The organism is Xanthobacter versatilis, assembly GCF_043193975.1.
In the GTDB taxonomy this organism is placed as follows: Bacteria; Pseudomonadota; Alphaproteobacteria; order Rhizobiales; family Xanthobacteraceae; genus Xanthobacter; species Xanthobacter autotrophicus_E.
Map to the genome: position 1 here is coordinate 36,028 of NZ_JBAFVB010000006.1, position 18,303 is coordinate 54,330.

The window sequence follows — 18,303 nt, forward strand, 5'->3', positions numbered from 1 at the left end:
CCGCAGCGTGACGCAAAGAAAGGCCGCATCATGACCGCCCCTCTCGTTCAAAGCCGGTTCCGGGTGACCGGGATGGACTGCGCCTCCTGCGCCGCGAAGATCGAGGGCACCACGCTGCGCATCGCCGGCGTGGCGGAAGCCGAGGTCTCGGTGGCGGCCGGCACGCTCGTGATCCGCCATGCCCCGGACGCCGACCTTGCGCCCCTCGCCGGGCGCCTTTCCCCCATGGGCTACGCCCTCGCTCCGCTCGCGGCCGGCGGCGGGCAGCGCAAGGCACACGACCATGGAGAGAGCTGCGCGGGGCACGATCATTCCGACCACGACCATGCGGGCCACGACCACACCGGCCACGATCACGCAAAGCACGACCACGCCGAAACCGGCGGCCACGACCATGGTGCTGTCCCCGCCGCCGAGGGCCGCTGGTGGTCCACCGGCAAGGCGCGCCTCACGCTCCTGAGCGGCCTCGCCTTGGTGGCGGCCTTCGGCATCGGCACCTTCGTCCCGGCGGTGCAATCCTGGCTCTATCTTGCCGCCATGCTGGTGGGCCTCGTGCCCATCGCCCGCCGCGCCATCGCGGCGGCGGCGAACGGCATGCCCTTCACCATCGAGATGCTGATGACCATCGCGGCGGCCGGCGCCGTCATCATCGGCGCGGCCGAGGAGGCGGCGGCGGTGGTGTTCCTGTTCCTGGTGGGCGAGCTGCTGGAAGGCGTCGCCGCCGGCCGGGCACGCGCCAGCATTCGCGCGCTCTCGGCGCTGGTGCCCAAGACCGCGTTGGTGGAGCGCGACGGCGCCACCGTCGAGGTGCCCGCCGCGAGCCTCACGGTGGGCGAGGTGATCCTGGTGCGGCCCGGCGACCGGATTTCCGCGGACGGCCTCATCGTCGCCGGCGAGAGCGGCATCGACGAAAGCCCGGTGACCGGCGAGAGCGTGCCGGTGCGCAAGGGGCCCGACGCCACCGTCTTCGCCGGCACGGTGAACGGGGAGGCGGCGCTGCGGGTGCGCGTCACCGCCACCGCCGAGGACAACACCATCGCCCGGGTGGTGAAGCTGGTGGAGGAGGCGCAGGAAAAGCGCGCGCCCACCGAGCGGCTCATCGATCGCTTCTCGCGCTATTACACCCCCGGCGTGGTGGTGGTGGCGGCGCTGGTGGCAATCATCCCGCCGCTGCTGTTCGGCGGGGCGTGGGATGCCTGGATCTACAAGGGTCTTGCCATCCTGCTCATCGGCTGCCCCTGCGCGCTGGTGATCTCGACGCCCGCCGCCATCGCCGCCGGCCTCTCCGCCGGGGCGCGGCGCGGGCTGCTGCTGAAGGGCGGAGCCGTGCTGGAGACGGCGGGCAAGGTCACCACCGTCTGCTTCGACAAGACCGGCACTCTCACCGAAGGCCGCCCGCAGGTGACGGACGTGATCGCCTTCGCCCAGCCGGAAGCCGAGGTGCTGCGCCTCGCGGCGGCGCTGGAGACCGGTTCGAGCCACCCCCTCGCCAAGGCCATCCTCGACCGGGCGGCGGCGGACGCCATCGCCATTCCCGTGGCCGAGGCCGCGCAGGCGCTGGGCGGCAAGGGCGTGTCGGCGCAGGTGGAGGGACGCGAGGTGTTCCTCGGCTCGCCCCAGGCCGCCGCCGCGCGCGCGCCTTTGACACAGGCGCAGGCCGACCAGATCGCGGCGCTGAACGACGCCGGCAAGACCGTGTCCCTGCTGGTGGCCGACGGCGCCATCGCCGGGGCCATCGCCATGCGCGACGAGCCCCGCCCGGACGCCCCCGAGGGCCTTGCCGCGCTGAAGCGGGAGGGCATCCGCACGCTGATGCTCACCGGCGACAACAGGCGCACGGCGGAGGCTATCGGCCGGCAGCTTGGCATCGAGGTGCGTGCCGAGCTGCTGCCGCAGGACAAGCTGCGGATCGTCGGCGAGCTGCAGCAAGAGGGCGCGGTGGTGGCCAAGGTGGGCGACGGCATCAACGACGCCCCGGCGCTGGCCGCCGCCGACATCGGCATCGCCATGGGCGGCGGCACCGACGTGGCGCTGGAAACGGCGGATGCCGCAGCCCTCCATGGCCGGGTGAAGGACGTTGCCTCCATGATCGCCCTGTCCCGGCGCACCATGGGCAACATTCACCAGAACATCGCCATCTCGCTGGGGCTGAAGGCGGTATTCCTCGTCACCACCATTGCCGGTATCACCGGGCTGTGGCCCGCGATTTTGGCCGACACCGGCGCCACCGTGCTGGTGACCCTGAACGCGCTGCGGCTCCTCTCCTGGGGGCGTGGGTGACAGGGCGGGCAATTCGCAGCGAAGCCCGGCTCTTCATTCCAGACCTTGATAGCTCAACGCGCGCGAGTCTCTTGCTTCAGATCTTTTTGAGCACGGCGGTTACAAATATGAGGCTGCCCGCGAAGATCAGGCCCGCTATTGCGCTCGGTGGCCGGCGATGGCGGAGTATACCTTCACACTAGAACTCTTCTTCGATCCTTCGCCGCCCCCGACCACCCAACCAAGACAGTTGCTCGCGATAATTTTTTCCTCCACAAATGAGGGTAAGAAAATTATCGTGGGAGCGATTCGATGGCTGCGGTTCGCGTGCTTGCCGATCATCCTGAAGTTGACGCTCGCCTCGCCGAGTTCGGCGTCACGCGTCAGGAACTGCTTGAGGTCGTGCGCGGCGTGGTCGCTGCTCGCTCGGACGCGACGTTGGACGATCCCGCCTCGGCCGAAGGGCTGCTAGCGTATATCTATGGCACCCGCTATGTGCGGCAGGTCTTCCTGGCCCACGAATGGGTCCGCTACCGCGAGAACAACGTCGAATCGGTCAAACATCCCGACCGGCCGCTGAAGGTCGTGTACCAGAGCGTCGATCTCGCGGCCGACACACTGCACAAGCCGCAGGCAGTGTCCGGAAAAGGTTCCGGTGCTGACCGCATCATTGCGGTGGGACAGGCGGGACTGTTCCCGGAGGAGGAGATGTCAGCGGCGCGGGATCAGAGCCTCGCGGAGCTCCAGACCGGCGTATGGTTCTTCTGCGTGTCGGTTCAAGGTGGTGATGTCCGTGCCGAGCTGTCGCTGCCTTCGGGCATTTCCGGCGGCAATTTCGAGGGCTTTATCGAGCGCATCTTCATCCTCGGTGGTGGTGAATGGCCGGCGGATGTCATCGTTGATAGCGATCGTCCGGATGGCATCGAGTTCGAGCCTGCTGTTTTGCGTCGCTAGGCCATGTTCAACATTGGCAGAATGGAGCTCGCGCGAAAGCGGCAACGGTTGACCGCCAAGGCTCTCGCCGAGCGGGCTGGCATATCGCCGGTCACCTTGTCGCGTGTCGTCAACGGGCAGCAGATTCCGGATGAAGACACGGTCGACGGCTTGGTGCGCGCGCTGGGATTCCCGCGGGAGTTCTTCTTCCGGGACGACGCGGCTCCGATCAGCGCTGATGCCGCCAGCTTCCGGAGCCTCACGGCGATGTCGGCGCGAGAGCGCGATGCGGCGCTCGCCGCCGGCTCACTGGCCTTCGAGATGTCAGCCTGGGTGCGGGAAAGGTTCGTTCTGCCTCAGCCAGACCTGCTCGACCTCAGCCATGAACGCGATCCCGCTGGAGCCGCACGTGCGCTGCGCCAGCATTGGGCGATCGGCGAGCGGCCGATCTCGCATATGATCAAGCTGCTTGAGACGAAGGGCGTTCGCGTCTTCTCGCTGGCCGAGAACACGAAGAATGTGGATGCCTTTTCCTGTTGGCATGATGGCGAGCCGTATGTCTTCCTCAACACCTTCAAGACCACAGAGCGCAGCCGGTTCGACGCCGCTCATGAACTGGCTCACCTCGTCCTGCACAAGCACGGCGGTCCCAATCAAGGGCGCGCTGCCGAGCTCGAGGCACATGCGTTTGCATCGTCGTTCCTGATGCCTCACGACGACGTCGTGGCGACGATCCCATTCGTCCGAAGCCTTGATCAATTGGTACTCGCAAAGAAGCGATGGGGCGTGTCCGTAGCTGCGCTCGCACACCGGCTCCACCGGATCGGCCGGATCTCCGATTGGAACTACCGGACCTTCTGCATCCAGATAAACAAGCGGTTCGGCACGAACGAACCTGACGGTCTCCCACCGGAGCGATCTGCAATATGGCAACGTGTCCTTACGGAGCTTTGGCGGGAAGGCGTGACACGCCGGCACGTTGCGGCCCGCCTGGATATCCCCGAGGCAGAACTCGACAATCTGCTGTTCGGCCTTACCGGCGATGTGAGTCCGCCATCCGTCGGTGGTTCGTCTCTCCGGCTAGTTCGGTGATTGAGCCCGGAAGCAGCGTCCATCTGCCACGAACCTGTGACAGCTTCGTACCGCTGCTCGCATTCCCAAATTGCCTCGCCTATGACATGTTGCGCTGCATGAAGGTCGCCACTTGGCTCCGCAGGCTGCTCCCGATCCTTGCGATCGTAGGGCTTGTTGCCGGACCGTTCACCGCACCGGTGAACGGCGCCGCCATGGCGGCCGCCGTCGATATGTCCATGCCCGAAATGGCGGACGACATGCCGTGTTGTCCGCATGAGACGCCGGCAGCTCCTGACTGCCAGAAGACCTGCCCATTAATGGCATTGTGCATGGCCAAGTGCTTCTCGGTGGCACCGATGCTTTCGCGCCTGGCCTTCGCTTTCTGGGATCGGAGCGATGCCATCCGCCCTGGCAGTGACGCCATGGGCGACGCGCTCACCCTGGAGCCTCCGGCTCGACCTCCGCGAACCTAAGACATCGCCGGCGTTTGTGCGCCGGCTCGTGCCGCCCCAGCGAGGCTCGGGTGGCCGAGGGCGCGTGGCCATAAGCCGCGCAACACCGGGCCATGCGCACGGTGCTCCGATGAATCTGGGATTTTCAAATTATGACGAACTCTTCCATGAAGCGCGCCGCTGCGGCGACGCTCGCGGCCGCGCTTTCCGTGGCTACCCTCTCGACGGCGTATGCCGACATCACGGACTACGAGTTCCGGCTCGTTCAGACGGACATCAAGCAGGGCAACGGTGCCATCGTCGCTGTCCGGCTCGTCGACAAGCGATCCGGCAAGGCGGTTCCCGACGCCGTCATCTTCGCGACCCGTATCGACATGGCGCCTGACGGCATGGAGACGATGGCGGCGCCGATCGAGGCTCTGCCGTCGACCGAGCCGGGTGTCTATCGCTTCAAGACCAACTTGATGATGGCCGGCGGCTGGCGGCTTTCGCTCGGCGCCAAGATCCAGGGTGAGACCGGCACGCTCGAGAACAAGCTGGTCCTGAAGGCCGTACCGTGAAACGGATCGGCCTTGTGGGCCTCGCTCTCGCCGCCATTCTGGCGGCGGGGATCGGAGGCTATTGGGCGGGCGTCCGGGATTTCCCAGTAGCCGGCCTGCGCGAATGGTTCGGTGTCGAGGCGACCCTTGCGGCGGCTGAGCCGGTCGGGACGGGAGCGGTGATCTATTATCAGGATCCCGACGGCAAGCCGGTCTATTCGGCAACGCCGCGCCGGACCAGGGATGGCCGGGCTTTCCGCACCGTTCGCGCCAGCGAGGATGTGAGCTTCGAAGGCAGGCCGCCGGCGACAGTTGAGGCGGCTGGGCAGGCCGGCCCGCGGCGCATCCTCTACTACCGCAACCCGATGGGTCTGCCGGACACCTCGCCGATGCCGAAGAAGGACTCGATGGGGATGGACTACATCCCCGTCCATGAGGGCGAGGACGACAACGGCTCGGTCGTGAAGGTCTCGCTTGGCAAGCTGCAGCGGACCGGTGTGCGATCCGAGTTGGCCGCGCGGCGTGTCGTCGGCAGGCTGGTGCGGGTGCCGGGAACCGTCCAGCTCGACGAGCGGCGCATCTCCGTGGTCGCCACCCGGAGCGACGCCTTCATCAACGAGGTGGCGAACGTCACCACGGGCGACCGGGTGACGAAGGGCCAGATGCTGCTCCGGCTTTATGCGCCGGATATCGCCACCGCCGGCGCCCAGCTCCTAACCGATCTCAAAAGCGGCGGCCGCGATAGTGCTCTCGGAGGCGCCCGCCAGCGCCTAGAGAATCTCGGCCTGCCGCCTGAAGCGATCGCCGAGATCGAGCGCACGCGCAAGGTGCCGCTGTCGATGACGTGGCGTGCGCCGCGCGATGGCGTCGTACTCGAACGCAATGTCGTCGACGGCATGAAGGCAGCACCGGGCGATGTGCTGTTCCGCCTCGCCGACATTTCGACCATCTGGGTACTGGCGGATGTGCCGGAGTTCGATCTTGGGGCCGTCCGGCTCGGCGCGCCGGTGACGATCCGGGCTCGAAGCCTGCCGGGACGCACCTTCGAAGGACGTGTGTCGCTGATCTATCCGCAGGTCGGTGAAGCAACGCGGGCCACGCGAGTGCGGATCGAGATCGCCAATCCCGGCGGTGTTCTGCTTCCCAATATGTATGCCGAAGTGGAGATCGGCACAGGCGATGCCGCGCCGGTGGTTGCTGTCCCCGATAGCGCGGTGATCGACACCGGCACGCGGCAGGTCGTGATCATTGATCGTGGAGAGGGCCGGTTCGAACCGCGCGAGGTAAAGATCGGCCTGCGCGGCGAAGGCTTCACCGAGATCCGCGAGGGCATCGCGGAAGGCGACCGTGTCGTTGTCGCGGCGAACTTCCTGATCGACGCCGAGAGCAATCTGAAGGCGGCGCTGCGTGGCCTGACACCTGCGGAGGCACAGCCATGATCGCCCACCTCATCGGCTGGTCCGCCCGCAACCTCGTGCTGGTCTTCATTGGCACAGTGTTCGCCGTCGCTGCCGGGCTCTATGCGCTGAAAACGCTGCCGCTCGACGCCATCCCCGACCTCTCGGACGTGCAGGTGATCGTCTATACCGACTATCCCGGCCAGGCGCCGCAGGTGGTCGAGGACCAGGTCACCTATCCGCTCACCACCTCGATGCTGACGGTACCAAAATCGAAGGTGGTGCGCGGCTTCTCCTTCTTCGGCGTCTCTTTCGTCTATGTGATCTTCGAGGACGGCACCGACCCCTATTGGGCACGCAGTCGCGTGCTGGAATATCTCAACGCCGCCGCGCAGCGGTTGCCGGCGGGCGTGACGCCGACCTTAGGACCGGACGCGACCGGTGTCGGCTGGGTCTACCAATATGCCGTCGTCGCCAAGGAGATGACGCTCGCCGAGCTGCGCTCGCTGCAGGACTGGGTGATCCGCTTCGGCGCGTCCAAAGCGGAGGGTGTCGCCGAGGTCGCCAGCGTCGGCGGCTTCGTGAAGCAGTATGCGATCGTGGTCGATCCGAACCGGCTGCGGGCGTTGGGCATCTCGCTCGATCGGGTGCGCGACGCCGTCAAGGCCAGCAATGCTGATGTCGGCGGGCGCACCGTCGAGCTCTCCGAGTTCGAGTTCATGGTGCGCGGGCGCGGCTATATCCGGAGCGTCGCCGACATCGAGAACGTGGTGCTGAAGACCGACCGCGGCGTGTCGCTGCGGGTCAAGGATGTGGCCCGCGTCGAGATCGGCCCGGACGAGCGGCGTGGCATCACCGAGCTCAATGGCGAAGGCGAGGTCGCCAGCGGCATCGTGCTGCAACGCTTCGGCGCCAATGCGCTGACAGTGATCGAGAACGTCAAGGCGCGGCTCGCCGAGATTGCGACGAGCCTGCCCAAGGGCGCCGAGATCGTGCCGGTCTATGACCGATCCGAGCTGATCGGCCGGGCGATCGAGACGCTGAAGGGCACGCTGATCGAGGAAAGCATCATCGTCGCGCTGGTCTGCGTGGTGTTCCTGCTGCATCTGCGCAGCGCGCTCGTCGCCATCCTGATGCTGCCGGTCGGCATCCTGATCGCCTTCGCGGCGATGAAGGCGATCGGGCTTGGCTCCAACATCATGAGCCTCGGGGGCATCGCCATCGCGGTGGGCGCCATGATCGACGCGGCCATCGTCATGATCGAGAACGCCCACAAGCATCTGGAGCGGGCTCCTCCGGACAAGCCGCGCGTCGAGATCCTGATCGAGGCGGCGAGCCAGGTCGGGCCGGCGCTGTTCTTCAGCCTGCTCGTCATCACCGTCTCCTTCCTGCCGATCTTCACGCTGGAATCGCAGGAAGGCCGGATGTTCGGCCCGCTCGCCTTCACCAAGACCTTCTCGATGGCAGCTGCAGCGTTGCTGTCGGTGACGTTGGTGCCAGCGCTGATGGTGGTCTTCGTGCGCGGCCGGATCATCCCGGAGCACAGGAACCCGATCAATCGCTTCCTGATCTGGGTCTATCGCCCCGTCATTAGCGGCGTCCTGAAGGCCAAGACGCTCACCATCCTCGTCGCGCTCGTCGTGCTCGGCGTGACCCTCTGGCCGGCACGCCAGCTCGGCTCGGAATTCATGCCGAGCCTCGACGAGGGCACGCTGATGTACATGCCGACCACCTTGCCGGGCATCTCGGTCACCAAGGCGGCCGAACTGCTTCAGGTGCAGGACCGCATCATCAAGAGCTTCCCGGAGGTAGCCTCGGTCTATGGCAAGGCGGGGCGCGCGCTCACAGCGACCGATCCGGCGCCGACCGAGATGTTCGAGACCATCATCAACCTGAGGCCGAAGGACGAATGGCGCCCCGGCCTCACCATTGACAGTCTGAAGGCCGAGATGGACCAGGCGCTACAATTCCCCGGCGTCTCCAATGCCTGGACCATGCCGATCCGCGCCCGCATCGACATGCTCGCGACCGGCATCCGCACCCCGGTCGGGGTCAAGGTGTTCGGCACCGATCTCGCCCAGATGGAGCAGAGCGCCCGTGAGATCGAGCGGGTGCTGCGATCGGTGCCGGGCACATCGAGCGCCTATGCCGAGCGCGTTATCGGCGGCTACTATCTCGACATCGTGCCGGACCGGGAGGTGCTCGGCCGCTACGGCCTGGCCATTGGCGATGTCCAAAGCGTGATCGCAAGCGCGCTCGGGGCGGAGACGGTGACCACCACAGTCGAGGGCCGCGAGCGCTACGCCGTCACCATCCGCTATCCCCGCGACTTCCGGAGTGACCCGCAGTCAATCGCCCGCGACGTGCAGGTGCCGTTGCCAGGCGGCGGAACGGTGCCGCTCGGCGAAGTCGCCAAGGTCGAGCTCACCCGCGGCGCAACTTCGATCCGCACCGAGAACGGCCAGCTCGCCGTCTATGTCTTCGTGGATATCGCTGGCCGGGACCTGGGCGGCTATGTCGCCGAGGCGCAGCAGGCGGTCGCGAACGAGATCAAGCTGCCGCCCGGAACCTATGTCTCGTGGAGCGGCCAATTCGAATATCTCCAGCGCGCCGAGGCGCGGCTGAAGATCGTCGTGCCGGTGACGCTGCTGGTCATTTTCCTGCTGCTCTACCTCAACTTCCGGGCACTCACCGAGACGCTTATCGTCATGCTGTCGCTGCCCTTCGCGCTGGTCGGTGGCATCTGGCTGATGTGGTGGCTCGGCTTCAACATGTCGGTCGCCGTTGCCGTCGGCTTCATTGCCCTCGCAGGTGTGGCCGCCGAGACCGGCGTCATCATGCTGATCTATCTCGAGCAGGCGATGGCGGAACTGAAGGCTGAGCGGGAGGCGCAAGGACGGCCCTTCACCCGCATCGACCTCTATCAGGCGATCATGCTCGGCGCCGTAGAACGGGTGCGGCCGAAGATGATGACGGTCATCGCGATCACGGCCGGGCTCGTCCCCATCCTGTGGAGCACCGGCACCGGCTCGGAGGTGATGCAACGCATCGCGGTGCCGATGATCGGCGGCATGGTGTCCTCGACGGTGCTGACGCTCGCCGTGATCCCAGCGGTCTACGGTTTGATCAAGGGTTGGCGATTGCCGCGGAGCGTCGCCTCCGAGAGGGCGATCGAACAGGGGCCGGCCGGCCTCAAGGCGGCCGCCAAATAAGAGGAGGTTCCAATGATGCACGACATGATGGGATCCATGGGATGGGGCATGGGCCTTGCCGGCCTGATCGGCATCCTCGTCTTGGTGCTGGTGATCGCCGCCCTCACGAAATACGTCTTCTTTCGGTGAGGAGCGTCATGCGCAGCTTCGATCGGAAGCTGTGCGCGAGGAAACAGCCAACGAAAGGAGAAGCGGCATGACAGCCGAGCTTTTCGCGGCACACCGTGAGTTGGTGATCGGCGCCACATAGGCGACTGCTATGCCCGTGCTATCGCGCCTCTGGGCGGCCGAGACATCGCACAAGATGACCGTGACCAGCGATCCGAACTGTGGCCATCGTGGCGGTTGGCTTGCCTATGTGAGGGCAGTCGAATTTCCGGACCTGATCGAGGCAGCCAACCTCGCGCCCCTCAAGGCTAGACTCGGCATGCCCCGATTGCCTGATCTTCTGCGATATGGCGGAAGTTGGCGCCCATGTTGCGGAGAGGAGGAAGCCCTTCTCGACGTCAATTGGCAATGGCCACGTAACCGTCGTCTTCAGGCCACGTTGCTGAGGATCCGCTGTGCTGGGTAGGCCCATGGCATGAGGTCGTCGATGCGGCTGTTGGGATGGCCGTTGACGATGCGGGTGATGACGTCCGCGAGGTAGGCCTGGGGGTCGATGTCGTTGAGCTTGCAGGTCTCGACCAGCGAGGCGATGACGGCCCAGTGTTCGGCGCCGCCGTCGGAACCGGCGAAGAGCGCATTCTTCCGGGTGAGGGCCAGGGGTCGGATGGAGCGCTCCACGATGTTGTTGTCCAGCTCGACGCGGCCGTCGTCGAGGAACAGGGTGAGGCCCTCCCAGCGCGAGAGCGCGTAACGGATCGCCTCCGCGAGCTTGGTCTTCTGGCTGATCAACGCCAGCTTCGCCCGCAGCCACGGCTCAAGGGCTTCGATGATCGGCCTGCTCTTCTCCTGGCGCGTGGCATGGCGCTCATCCGGGGGCCGGCACCGGATCGTAGCCTCGACGTGATAGAGCTCGGCGATGCGCTGCAGGGCCTGGCTGGCGATGGGCGCCGGGCCTGCCTGGGCGAGCTCGTAGAAGCGGCGGCGCACATGCGCCCAGCAGAACGCCAGCTTCACCGTGTTGCGGCCGGCCAGCGCTTTGTAGCCGCCATAGCCGTCGACCTGCAGGATGCCGGTGAAGCCGTCAAGATGGGCGATGGGCCGCTCGCCCTTGCGATCCGGGGCATAGACATAAGCGACGGCAGGCGGATCGGCTCCGCCCCACGGACGGTCATCACGGGCATAGGCGAAGAGCTGCCCGGTCTTGGTGCGGCCACGGCCGGGATCGAGCACCGGGGCGGTGGTCTCGTCAGCGAACAGCTTGGACGAGGTCTTCAGCACCGCCAGCAGCCGCTCATGGACAGGCCGCAGCAGGAAGGCCGCCCGCCCCACCCAGTCCGCCAGCGTCGAGCGGTCGAGCGCGATGGCCTGCCGCGCATAGATCTGGGACTGCCGATAGAGGGGCAGATGGTCGGCGTATTTCGAGACGAGCACATGGGCGACGGTTGCCTCGGTCGGGATGCCACCTTCGATCAACCGAGCCGGAGCGGGGGCCTGCACCACCACGTCCGCGCAGGAGCGGCAGGCATATTTCGGCCGACGCACCACCAGGACGCGGAACTGGGCCGGCACCATGTCGAGCCGTTCGGCCACATCCTCGCCGATGCGATGCAGCTTGCCGGAACAGCACGGGCAGATGTCGCTCTCGATATCGACCACGGTCTCGATCCGCGGCAGATGGGCAGGCAGCGCTCCGCGGTTCGCACGGCGCTTCGCGACCCGCTCGGCCTTCTCGGCCGGCACCTGCTCCTCGGACGCAGCGAAGCCGGCGGCCTCGATCTGTTCGGCCTCTTCCAGGGCGAGCAGCAACTGGTCCTCGGGCAGCGTCTCTGCCCGCCGGCCGAAGCGATGCCTCTGCAGCTCCTTGATGATCTGGCGCAGGCGCTCGATCTCCGCGTCCCGCGCGATCAGCATCGCCTGGAGCGTCTCGGGATCGCGGGGGAGCTCGGTGGAGAGCGAAGCCATGGCAAAGATAGAATCATATTCGCCGGGGCCCTGCGAGCCTCTTCAGCTGGCGGCGACGGGTGTCGCCCTGCGCTGCACCTCATGGACCCGCCGCCAGTCGAGCCCCTCGAGCAAGGCCTGGAGCTGGGCCGACGTCAGATGCAGGGTGCCGTCCTCGATCTTCGGCCAGCGGAACTCCCCGTCCTCAAGCCGCTTCGCCACCAGCACGACGCCGGTGCCGTCCCAGAACACCAGCTTCACCCGGTCCGCTCGCTTGGCCCGGAACACGTACACCGTGCCGGAGAACGGATCGGCGCCCATGGTCTCGCGCACCAAAGCGGCAAGGCCCTCTGCCCCCTTGCGGAAGTCCACAGGCCGTGTCGCCACCATGACCCGGACCGCGCCGCTCGGACCGATCACAACCCGGCCTTCAGCGCGCCGATCACGGCCGCGATGGTGGCCGGCGAAGCCCCGTTCTCGATCATCACCCGGACCCCGGCGACGTCGACCTCGATCGCCGCCGCGCGACGTTGCCGGCCTCGCCGCTTCGGCCGTGACGGTGGGGCGGACGGCTCAGATGCGGGAGCCGGTTCCGGCGTGACCACCGCCGGCACGAACGCCGGGATCATCTCGCTCGCCTTGCGCGCCTCCCGGCGCCAGGTGAACAGCTGCTGCGGTGACAAGGCATGGCGGCGAGCAACCTCACTCACCGTCGCTCCAGCCTCGAAGCTCTCGGCGACAATCCGTGCCTTATCCTCGGCAGCCCACTCCCGGCGGCGCCCCGCACCGGTGAAAACCTCGAACCGCCGCACCGGCTCCTCGGCCCTCGATTTAAGCGTAAGCTCTGAAATCGTCATATGTCCAAGCCCTCCAGGCTCGGAACATCATCCCCTCAGCCTCGCCGGCGAAAGGTGGGGGCAGGAGGACGCTTACATGGCCACCAATTGTAGCTTATGCTATTTATATGCGACTAATTCGCATTTGCAGAAAGAGATGCATATGATCAAAGTGCCAGCTTGGTTACGTAAACGGCTGAGCCGGCGCGTGGTGCTGGGAGGCGGGCTAGCGGCTGCCAGCGGCGCAGCGATAGGTATGACTGGTGCTCTAGCGCAGTCAGGACACGCTTCGCATGCAGGAACTGTCGGCGCTGAAGCAAAGCTGGCCTCAGCCCACCGCGGAGCCCATGGTGCGATGATCACGGTGGGCGGGGTCGACGAAGCTCGTAATGGCTTCGATCCGACCAAGCTTCTGACCGACTGGGATAGAGGCACTGTGTCCCAGCTTCCGGATGGGCGGACGCTAAGAACCTTCGAGATCACCGCCGAGGACAAGGAGATCGAGATCGCCCCCGGTATCATGTTTCTGGCCTGGACCTATAATGGCCGGGTGCCCGGCCCGTCACTGCGCGCGACCGAAGGTGAGCGGCTGAGGATCGTCTTCAAAAACTACGGCTCGCATCCTCATTCGATGCATTTTCATGGCATCCATGCGGCGCGGATGGATGGCGTTCCAGGCGCAGGGCTAGTCGCTCCGGGCGAGGAGTTTGTCTACGAGTTTGATGCACGGCCTTTCGGATGTCACCTCTATCACTGTCACGCTCTGCCGCTGAAGCGGCATATTCACAAGGGCATGTACGGAGCCTTCGTCATCGACCCGGATCCCACTCGCCATCCCGAATATGAGGCAGTTGCCCGCTCACGCCTGCTCGGCACGGCGGAGAATGCCGAGTGGCAAGAGCTCGTAATGGTTATGAATGCATTCGATACCAATTTCGACGGCAAGAACGAGGTCTATGCTGTCAATACGGTAGCCCATGCCTATGCAAAAAAACCCATCAAGATCCTTAGAGACAAACCGGTTCGCGTCTACCTTATCAATGTGATCGAGTTCGATCCGATAAATTCTTTTCATTTGCATGCTAATTTCTTTGAATACTTCAATCAAGGCACGACCTTGACCCCGACCCTGAAGACCGTCGACCTCATCACCCAATGCCAAGCCGAGCGCGGCATCCTTGAGTTCCATTTCACGGAGCACGAGCCCGGTCTCTACATGTTCCACCCGCATCAGTCGGAGTTCACCGAACTCGGTTGGGTGGGCATGTTCGATGTCGTGGAGACCGTATCATGAACCAAGCTGGGCGGCCCCCTTCCAATGCTGCGACAACACTTCCAGTCGGGCGTCCGGGTCGAGCCTCGTTGTTCTGGATCGCTATCCCGTTTACCGTGCTTGGTCTCGCGATGGCGTGGTTGATTGGGACCGATCCGTTATCGAGCTTTCGCAACGGCGCACCGCCGGTCGAGAAGCTGACCTTCGAGCGGACGATCCTAGGTTCCGATGGAGTTCGCCTACTGGTCCGTGCCGGCGGCTCGCAACCCATGACGATCGCCCAGGTCCAGGTCGATGACGCCTATTGGCAGTTTACGCAGACACCGCCGGGTCCGATCGCCCGCGGCGCGACCGCCTGGGTTCAGTTGCCGTTCCCTTGGGTGGTCGGCGAGGCGCACGGCGTGAAAATCCTCACCAACACCGGCGCCACGTTCAAGCGTGAGATCCCCGTCGCGGTTGCGACACCGACCGTGGATTCGATGAGCTTCGTATCCCAGGCTGCCCTTGGCGTCTTTGTCGGCATCCTTCCCGTCGCTATCGGCCTCATGTTCTACCCAGTTCTCCGTGGCGTTGGCCGCAACGGCATGGACTTCCTACTCGCATTGACGGTGGGGCTTCTCGCTTTCCTCGTGATTGATGCAGTTGCTGAAGCGCTCGAACTTGCCGGCGAGGCCGCCGCCTTGTTCCAGGGACCGGTGATGGTCATCCTCACCACTATGGGGAGTTTCCTCTTGCTGATGGCTGTCGGCCGCAGCCGTGGCACACCGACCGGGCTGGCCCTATCGACCTTCATTGCGCTGGGGATAGGATTGCACAATCTCGGCGAAGGCCTTGCCATCGGCGCTTCTTTCGCCTCCGGAGCGGCGGATCTCGGTATTTTTCTGGTGCTCGGCTTTACGTTGCACAACATCACGGAAGGCATCGGCATTGCCGCGCCGATACTGAAAGTACGCCCACCACTTTGGACCTTCGCCGGGTTGACGCTGCTTGCGGGCGGACCAGCCGTCGCAGGTCTGTGGATCGGCAGCCTTGCCTACGCGCCGCAGTGGTCGGCGCTAGCGCTGGCGGTCGGTGCCGGGGCTATCCTTCAGGTGATTGCGGAAGTCGGATCGCTACTAGTGCGCAGAAGCGGCGAGACTCATGTTTCGTTCTTCACGCCAGCCGCAATGACGGGGCTCGCCACCGGCGCGGGCCTGATGTACGTGACCGCGATGCTCGTAAAGATCTGAACGCTTCAAACATCCTCACTTGTAGAGGTGAGGCGGATCATCGAGGCTCGGGCAATCGACTACAATATCGTCAGACTTCACATGAGCCTCGGTGGCCTCCCATCGTCGACGTTCGCCAACCAGTCCCACGAGGACCCAAACCCCGCCAGACCTAAACTTGTAACTGGCAGGGGAAATGAGGAGCACATCAGTTTCCTGCAGCTTTAGCGCGTATGCAGTGAGCCGCCGAGCGCTGATAAGCCGGATGGTGTTGGATGCGTTGTTCCGCTTTAATTCTTTTCAGGAAGGGTGTGTTGCGGCGGGGGCTTAGCGGCGGTCCGGCATAGAAGGAGCCCTCTCGTGGCGCTCCATGTCCTCGTTCCGCGAAAAGGCTGCTGCGGCCCAGAAGGCGCCCGCCAGCAGGACGCCTCCCGCAGCCATGGCAGAGAGGACCGCGCCGTAAGACTGGGATTGCGCCCAGAGGAGCGCGGCACCGGCGGGTGCCAAAGCGCGGGCGAGCATCGAGGGCGCCGCCAGCGCGCCGTTCACGGCGCCATAGGCCTGCCGGGTCAGCATCTCCGGCACGGCGAGCCCACGCACGATGGTCATGATGCCGTTGGCGCTGCCGTAGAGCGCCACGATGGCCGCCACCAGGGCAAAGCTGGGTGGCAGCCACGCCAAGGCGAGTATGGCGACCGGAAAGGCTAGCACGGCACAGCTGCCGATGAGTCGCACCGGAGCGCGCGGCGCGAACACCGAGACGGCGATCCGACCCGCCACCTGGGTTGGGCCGATGATGGCCATGGCCAGCACCACGCTGCCCGCCGTGAAGCCGCGCTCCAGCAGCAGGGGATAGAGGTGGAAGGTGAAGGCGGAGAAGGTGGCGGCATAGGCGGTGAACGCCACCGCCAGGGCCCAGAAGGTGGGCCGGCGGGCAACGCGCCCCATGACCTGCCGCAGGGTGCCCGCTCCCGACAGTGCAAGAGCGTGGACCGGCGATGCCGCGTGGTCGGCCGCGGGCCGGATCACCGCGGCATAGAGCGGCGCGCACACCACGAGGTTCACGGCGCCGAGCGCCACCAGTGCGCCACGCCAGCCCGCCAGATCCAGCAGGATCTGGATCAGCGGAATGAAGACCGTGGAGGCAAATCCGCCCCATAGGGTGAGCGCGGTAATGCCGGCCCGGGCGCCGGCCGCTCCGGTCCTGCGCGCCACCACCGCGAACGCCGGCTCATAAAGGGTTGCCGCCTGGAGGACGCCGATGGCGGCCATCAGGCTATAGAACAGCCAGAGCTGCTGCACCTGCGACCAGGCAAGGAGGCAGAGGCCGGCGAGGCCGGCTCCCGCCGCCATCACCCACCTGCCGTGGCCTTTGTCGACGGCGGCGCCCACGGGGAAGGCGGCCATGCCCCCGAGGGCGAGGCCGAGCGTCGCGGCGCCGAACAGATCCGGCTTCGACCAGCCGAGGTCGCGCTCCATGGCCTCCGCTATCAGGGGAAAGCTGTAGTAGAGCGATCCCCAGGAGCAGATCTGGCCAATGCCGAGGCCGGTGATGAACAGGCTGCGGCCGGAAAGCGGGCGCGCTGGCGCCGGTTGCGCGAGTTCGCCGCTCAGGCCGCTGGTCACGCGGCCGTCCCGCGGCGGGGTGGCGCCTCGGCCTGCGGCGCGGCGGTATCGCAGCCGCAGCCGTCCTTGCCTTCCGCCTTGGCCTGGGCATCGTCCGCGCAGCAGGCATCGGCGTCCCGAGGCGCAGGCCCACCACAACAGCCGGATGCCCCTGCCGTCACCGGTGCGGCGCTGCAGACGCCGGTCTCCGGCAGCACCAGATGGACACTGCGCGCCGCGTCGTGATCGCCGGCGATCTCCGCCGCGATGGAGCGGACCTGCTCATAGCCCGTGGCCATCAGGAAGGTGGGGGCGCGGCCGTAGGACTTGGAGCCGACGATGTAGAAGCCCGGCTCGGGGTGGGCCAGCTCCGCCGCGCCATGGGGCGGGACGGTGCCGCACGAATGCAGGTTCGGGTCGATCAGCGGCGCGAGGGCCGGCGGTGCCTCGACGGCGGGATCGAGGGCGACGCGCACCTCGCGCAGCACGGCAAGGTCGGGGCGAAAGCCGGTGGCCACCACGATCCGGTCCACGGTCCTGGTCCAGGGCTCCGTGCCGAGACGGCCGGACACGTCCAGCCCCGCCGCGCCGCCGACAATCCGCTCCGCCGCGAACGGCGCGAGGACATCGAGCCGGCCGGCGGCGATGGCCTGCGTCGCCGCAAGGCCGAGGGCACCGCGGGCGGGCAGCGCGTCGTTGAGGCCGCCGCCCAGCAGCTTCTCCATGCGGTTGCGCCGAAGCGCCCAGGTGACGCGGGTCGTTGGCGCCGCCTCCTGCAGGCGGAGAAGATCGAGCACCACATTGATGGCCGAATGGCCGGAGCCCACCACCAGCACGCGCCGGCCGGAATAGGTCTCGCGCTCAGCGCCGGACACGTCGGGAATGCCATAGGCGACATGCGCGGCTGCCTCTTCCTCGCCGGGCACCGGCAGGCCGTCCGCGCCCATGGGGTTGGGCTGGCTCCAGGTGCCGGAGGCGTCGATGACGGCACGGGCGAGCGAACGGTGCTCAGCGCCGTTCGCGTCGCGCCAGCAGATCGCGAACGGCGTGTCCGCGCGCCCCTCGGATGACATCTTGTCGAGGCCGTGGCGGGCGATGGCGCTCACCTGTGCCCCGAACCGCAGGTGGGGCGCAAGGGCGGGATGAGCCGCCAGCGGCTCGAGATAGTGCCGCACGATCTCCCCGCCGAGCGGCAGGGCCTTGGGGTTCGGCGCGCTCCAGCCGGTTTCCTCCAGCAGCGTGCGGGCGGCCGCGTCGATGTTGTAGCCCCAGGGCGAGAACACCCGCACGTGGCCCCAGGCCTTGAGCGAGGTGCCGACGCCGGCGCCGCGCTCGAAGACGAGAGGCGCGAGGCCGCGGGCCAGCAGATGCGCCGCGGCGGCAAGCCCCACGGGGCCGGCTCCGATGATAGCGACGGGTAGCGATCCGGTCATGACGGGAGACTCCGATGGTCGATCCATTGACGA

At 66.3% G+C, this 18,303-nt stretch carries 14 protein-coding genes; 9 read left to right on the forward strand and 5 right to left on the reverse strand.

All coding sequences use genetic code 11. The annotated features are described in order from the left end of the window. Window positions 1–30 precede the first annotated feature (30 nt). From V5F66_RS13120 to V5F66_RS13150, 7 genes are all read left to right on the forward strand, one after another. On the forward strand, window positions 31–2,280 hold the full coding sequence (locus V5F66_RS13120) for a heavy metal translocating P-type ATPase (protein WP_348841909.1): 2,250 nt from the start codon (window positions 31–33) through the stop codon (window positions 2,278–2,280). A gap of 291 nt (window positions 2,281–2,571) precedes the next feature. Further along, entirely contained in the window at window positions 2,572–3,213 is a 642-nt protein-coding gene (locus V5F66_RS13125; RefSeq protein ID WP_209483271.1) for a hypothetical protein, read from the forward strand. Between the two features lie 21 nt (window positions 3,214–3,234). Continuing rightward, the gene (locus tag V5F66_RS13130; protein ID WP_394000376.1) at window positions 3,235–4,284 is read left to right on the forward strand and encodes a helix-turn-helix domain-containing protein; all 1,050 of its coding nucleotides are present in this window, start codon (window positions 3,235–3,237) and stop codon (window positions 4,282–4,284) included. 98 nt (window positions 4,285–4,382) lie between these two features. Beyond that, the gene (locus V5F66_RS13135; protein ID WP_041577510.1) at window positions 4,383–4,739 is read left to right on the forward strand and encodes a hypothetical protein; all 357 of its coding nucleotides are present in this window, start codon (window positions 4,383–4,385) and stop codon (window positions 4,737–4,739) included. Between the two features lie 131 nt (window positions 4,740–4,870). Continuing rightward, complete coding sequence (locus tag V5F66_RS13140; RefSeq protein ID WP_012115946.1) at window positions 4,871–5,278, forward strand: FixH family protein; 408 nt, start codon at window positions 4,871–4,873, stop codon at window positions 5,276–5,278. Continuing rightward, window positions 5,275–6,696 (forward strand): efflux RND transporter periplasmic adaptor subunit, encoded by a 1,422-nt coding sequence (locus V5F66_RS13145; protein ID WP_012115945.1) that lies wholly within the window; start codon window positions 5,275–5,277, stop codon window positions 6,694–6,696. The genes V5F66_RS13140 and V5F66_RS13145 overlap by 4 nt, the downstream gene beginning before the upstream one ends. Continuing rightward, window positions 6,693–9,866: an efflux RND transporter permease subunit gene (locus V5F66_RS13150; RefSeq protein ID WP_348841910.1), complete on the forward strand. Its 3,174-nt coding sequence runs from the start codon at window positions 6,693–6,695 to the stop codon at window positions 9,864–9,866. The genes V5F66_RS13145 and V5F66_RS13150 overlap by 4 nt, the downstream gene beginning before the upstream one ends. A gap of 537 nt (window positions 9,867–10,403) precedes the next feature. Here the strand turns inward: V5F66_RS13150 and V5F66_RS13155 are convergent. The 3 genes from V5F66_RS13155 to tnpA are packed head-to-tail and all read right to left on the reverse strand — an operon-like array spanning window position 10,404 to window position 12,772. After that, window positions 10,404–11,936 (reverse strand): IS66-like element ISXau4 family transposase, encoded by a 1,533-nt coding sequence (locus V5F66_RS13155; protein ID WP_394025899.1) that lies wholly within the window; start codon window positions 11,934–11,936, stop codon window positions 10,404–10,406. A gap of 42 nt (window positions 11,937–11,978) precedes the next feature. Then, window positions 11,979–12,335 carry an IS66 family insertion sequence element accessory protein TnpB gene (gene tnpB, locus V5F66_RS13160; RefSeq protein ID WP_281810211.1) on the reverse strand — a complete coding sequence of 119 codons (357 nt, stop codon included), beginning with the start codon at window positions 12,333–12,335 and terminating at the stop codon, window positions 11,979–11,981. Continuing rightward, the gene (gene tnpA / locus V5F66_RS13165) at window positions 12,332–12,772 is read right to left on the reverse strand and encodes an IS66-like element accessory protein TnpA (protein WP_394025900.1); all 441 of its coding nucleotides are present in this window, start codon (window positions 12,770–12,772) and stop codon (window positions 12,332–12,334) included. The genes tnpB and tnpA overlap by 4 nt, the downstream gene beginning before the upstream one ends. Window positions 12,773–12,914: 142 nt before the next feature. On the opposite strand from tnpA, the gene V5F66_RS13170 reads away from it, so the two are divergent. Both V5F66_RS13170 and V5F66_RS13175 read left to right on the forward strand, forming a co-directional pair. Next, window positions 12,915–14,045: a multicopper oxidase domain-containing protein gene (locus V5F66_RS13170; RefSeq protein WP_041577508.1), complete on the forward strand. Its 1,131-nt coding sequence runs from the start codon at window positions 12,915–12,917 to the stop codon at window positions 14,043–14,045. Continuing rightward, window positions 14,042–15,253 (forward strand): ZIP family metal transporter, encoded by a 1,212-nt coding sequence (locus V5F66_RS13175; protein WP_149577655.1) that lies wholly within the window; start codon window positions 14,042–14,044, stop codon window positions 15,251–15,253. The genes V5F66_RS13170 and V5F66_RS13175 overlap by 4 nt, the downstream gene beginning before the upstream one ends. A gap of 306 nt (window positions 15,254–15,559) precedes the next feature. On the opposite strand, the gene V5F66_RS13180 is transcribed toward V5F66_RS13175, so the two are convergent. Next, complete coding sequence (locus tag V5F66_RS13180) at window positions 15,560–16,858, reverse strand: MFS transporter (RefSeq protein WP_149577654.1); 1,299 nt, start codon at window positions 16,856–16,858, stop codon at window positions 15,560–15,562. Continuing rightward, window positions 16,855–18,270, reverse strand: a complete 1,416-nt coding sequence (locus V5F66_RS13185) for an FAD-dependent oxidoreductase (RefSeq protein ID WP_149577653.1) — start codon at window positions 18,268–18,270, stop codon at window positions 16,855–16,857. The genes V5F66_RS13180 and V5F66_RS13185 overlap by 4 nt, the downstream gene beginning before the upstream one ends. Between the last annotated feature and the right edge of the window lie 33 nt (window positions 18,271–18,303).

Excerpts from the sequence above, each read along its gene's own strand:
- V5F66_RS13120 (WP_348841909.1), top strand. The coding sequence starts at position 31 with ATGACCGCCCCTCTCGTTCAAAGCCGGTTCCGGGTGACCGGGATGGAC.
- V5F66_RS13125 (WP_209483271.1), top strand. The coding sequence starts at position 2,572 with ATGGCTGCGGTTCGCGTGCTTGCCGATCATCCTGAAGTTGACGCTCGC.
- V5F66_RS13130 (WP_394000376.1), top strand. The coding sequence starts at position 3,235 with ATGGAGCTCGCGCGAAAGCGGCAACGGTTGACCGCCAAGGCTCTCGCC.
- V5F66_RS13135 (WP_041577510.1), top strand. The coding sequence starts at position 4,383 with ATGAAGGTCGCCACTTGGCTCCGCAGGCTGCTCCCGATCCTTGCGATC.
- V5F66_RS13140 (WP_012115946.1), top strand. The coding sequence starts at position 4,871 with ATGACGAACTCTTCCATGAAGCGCGCCGCTGCGGCGACGCTCGCGGCC.
- V5F66_RS13150 (WP_348841910.1), top strand. The coding sequence starts at position 6,693 with ATGATCGCCCACCTCATCGGCTGGTCCGCCCGCAACCTCGTGCTGGTC.
- V5F66_RS13155 (WP_394025899.1), bottom strand. The coding sequence starts at position 11,936 with ATGGCTTCGCTCTCCACCGAGCTCCCCCGCGATCCCGAGACGCTCCAG.
- tnpA (WP_394025900.1), bottom strand. The coding sequence starts at position 12,772 with ATGACGATTTCAGAGCTTACGCTTAAATCGAGGGCCGAGGAGCCGGTG.
- V5F66_RS13170 (WP_041577508.1), top strand. The coding sequence starts at position 12,915 with ATGATCAAAGTGCCAGCTTGGTTACGTAAACGGCTGAGCCGGCGCGTG.
- V5F66_RS13175 (WP_149577655.1), top strand. The coding sequence starts at position 14,042 with ATGAACCAAGCTGGGCGGCCCCCTTCCAATGCTGCGACAACACTTCCA.
- V5F66_RS13185 (WP_149577653.1), bottom strand. The coding sequence starts at position 18,270 with ATGACCGGATCGCTACCCGTCGCTATCATCGGAGCCGGCCCCGTGGGG.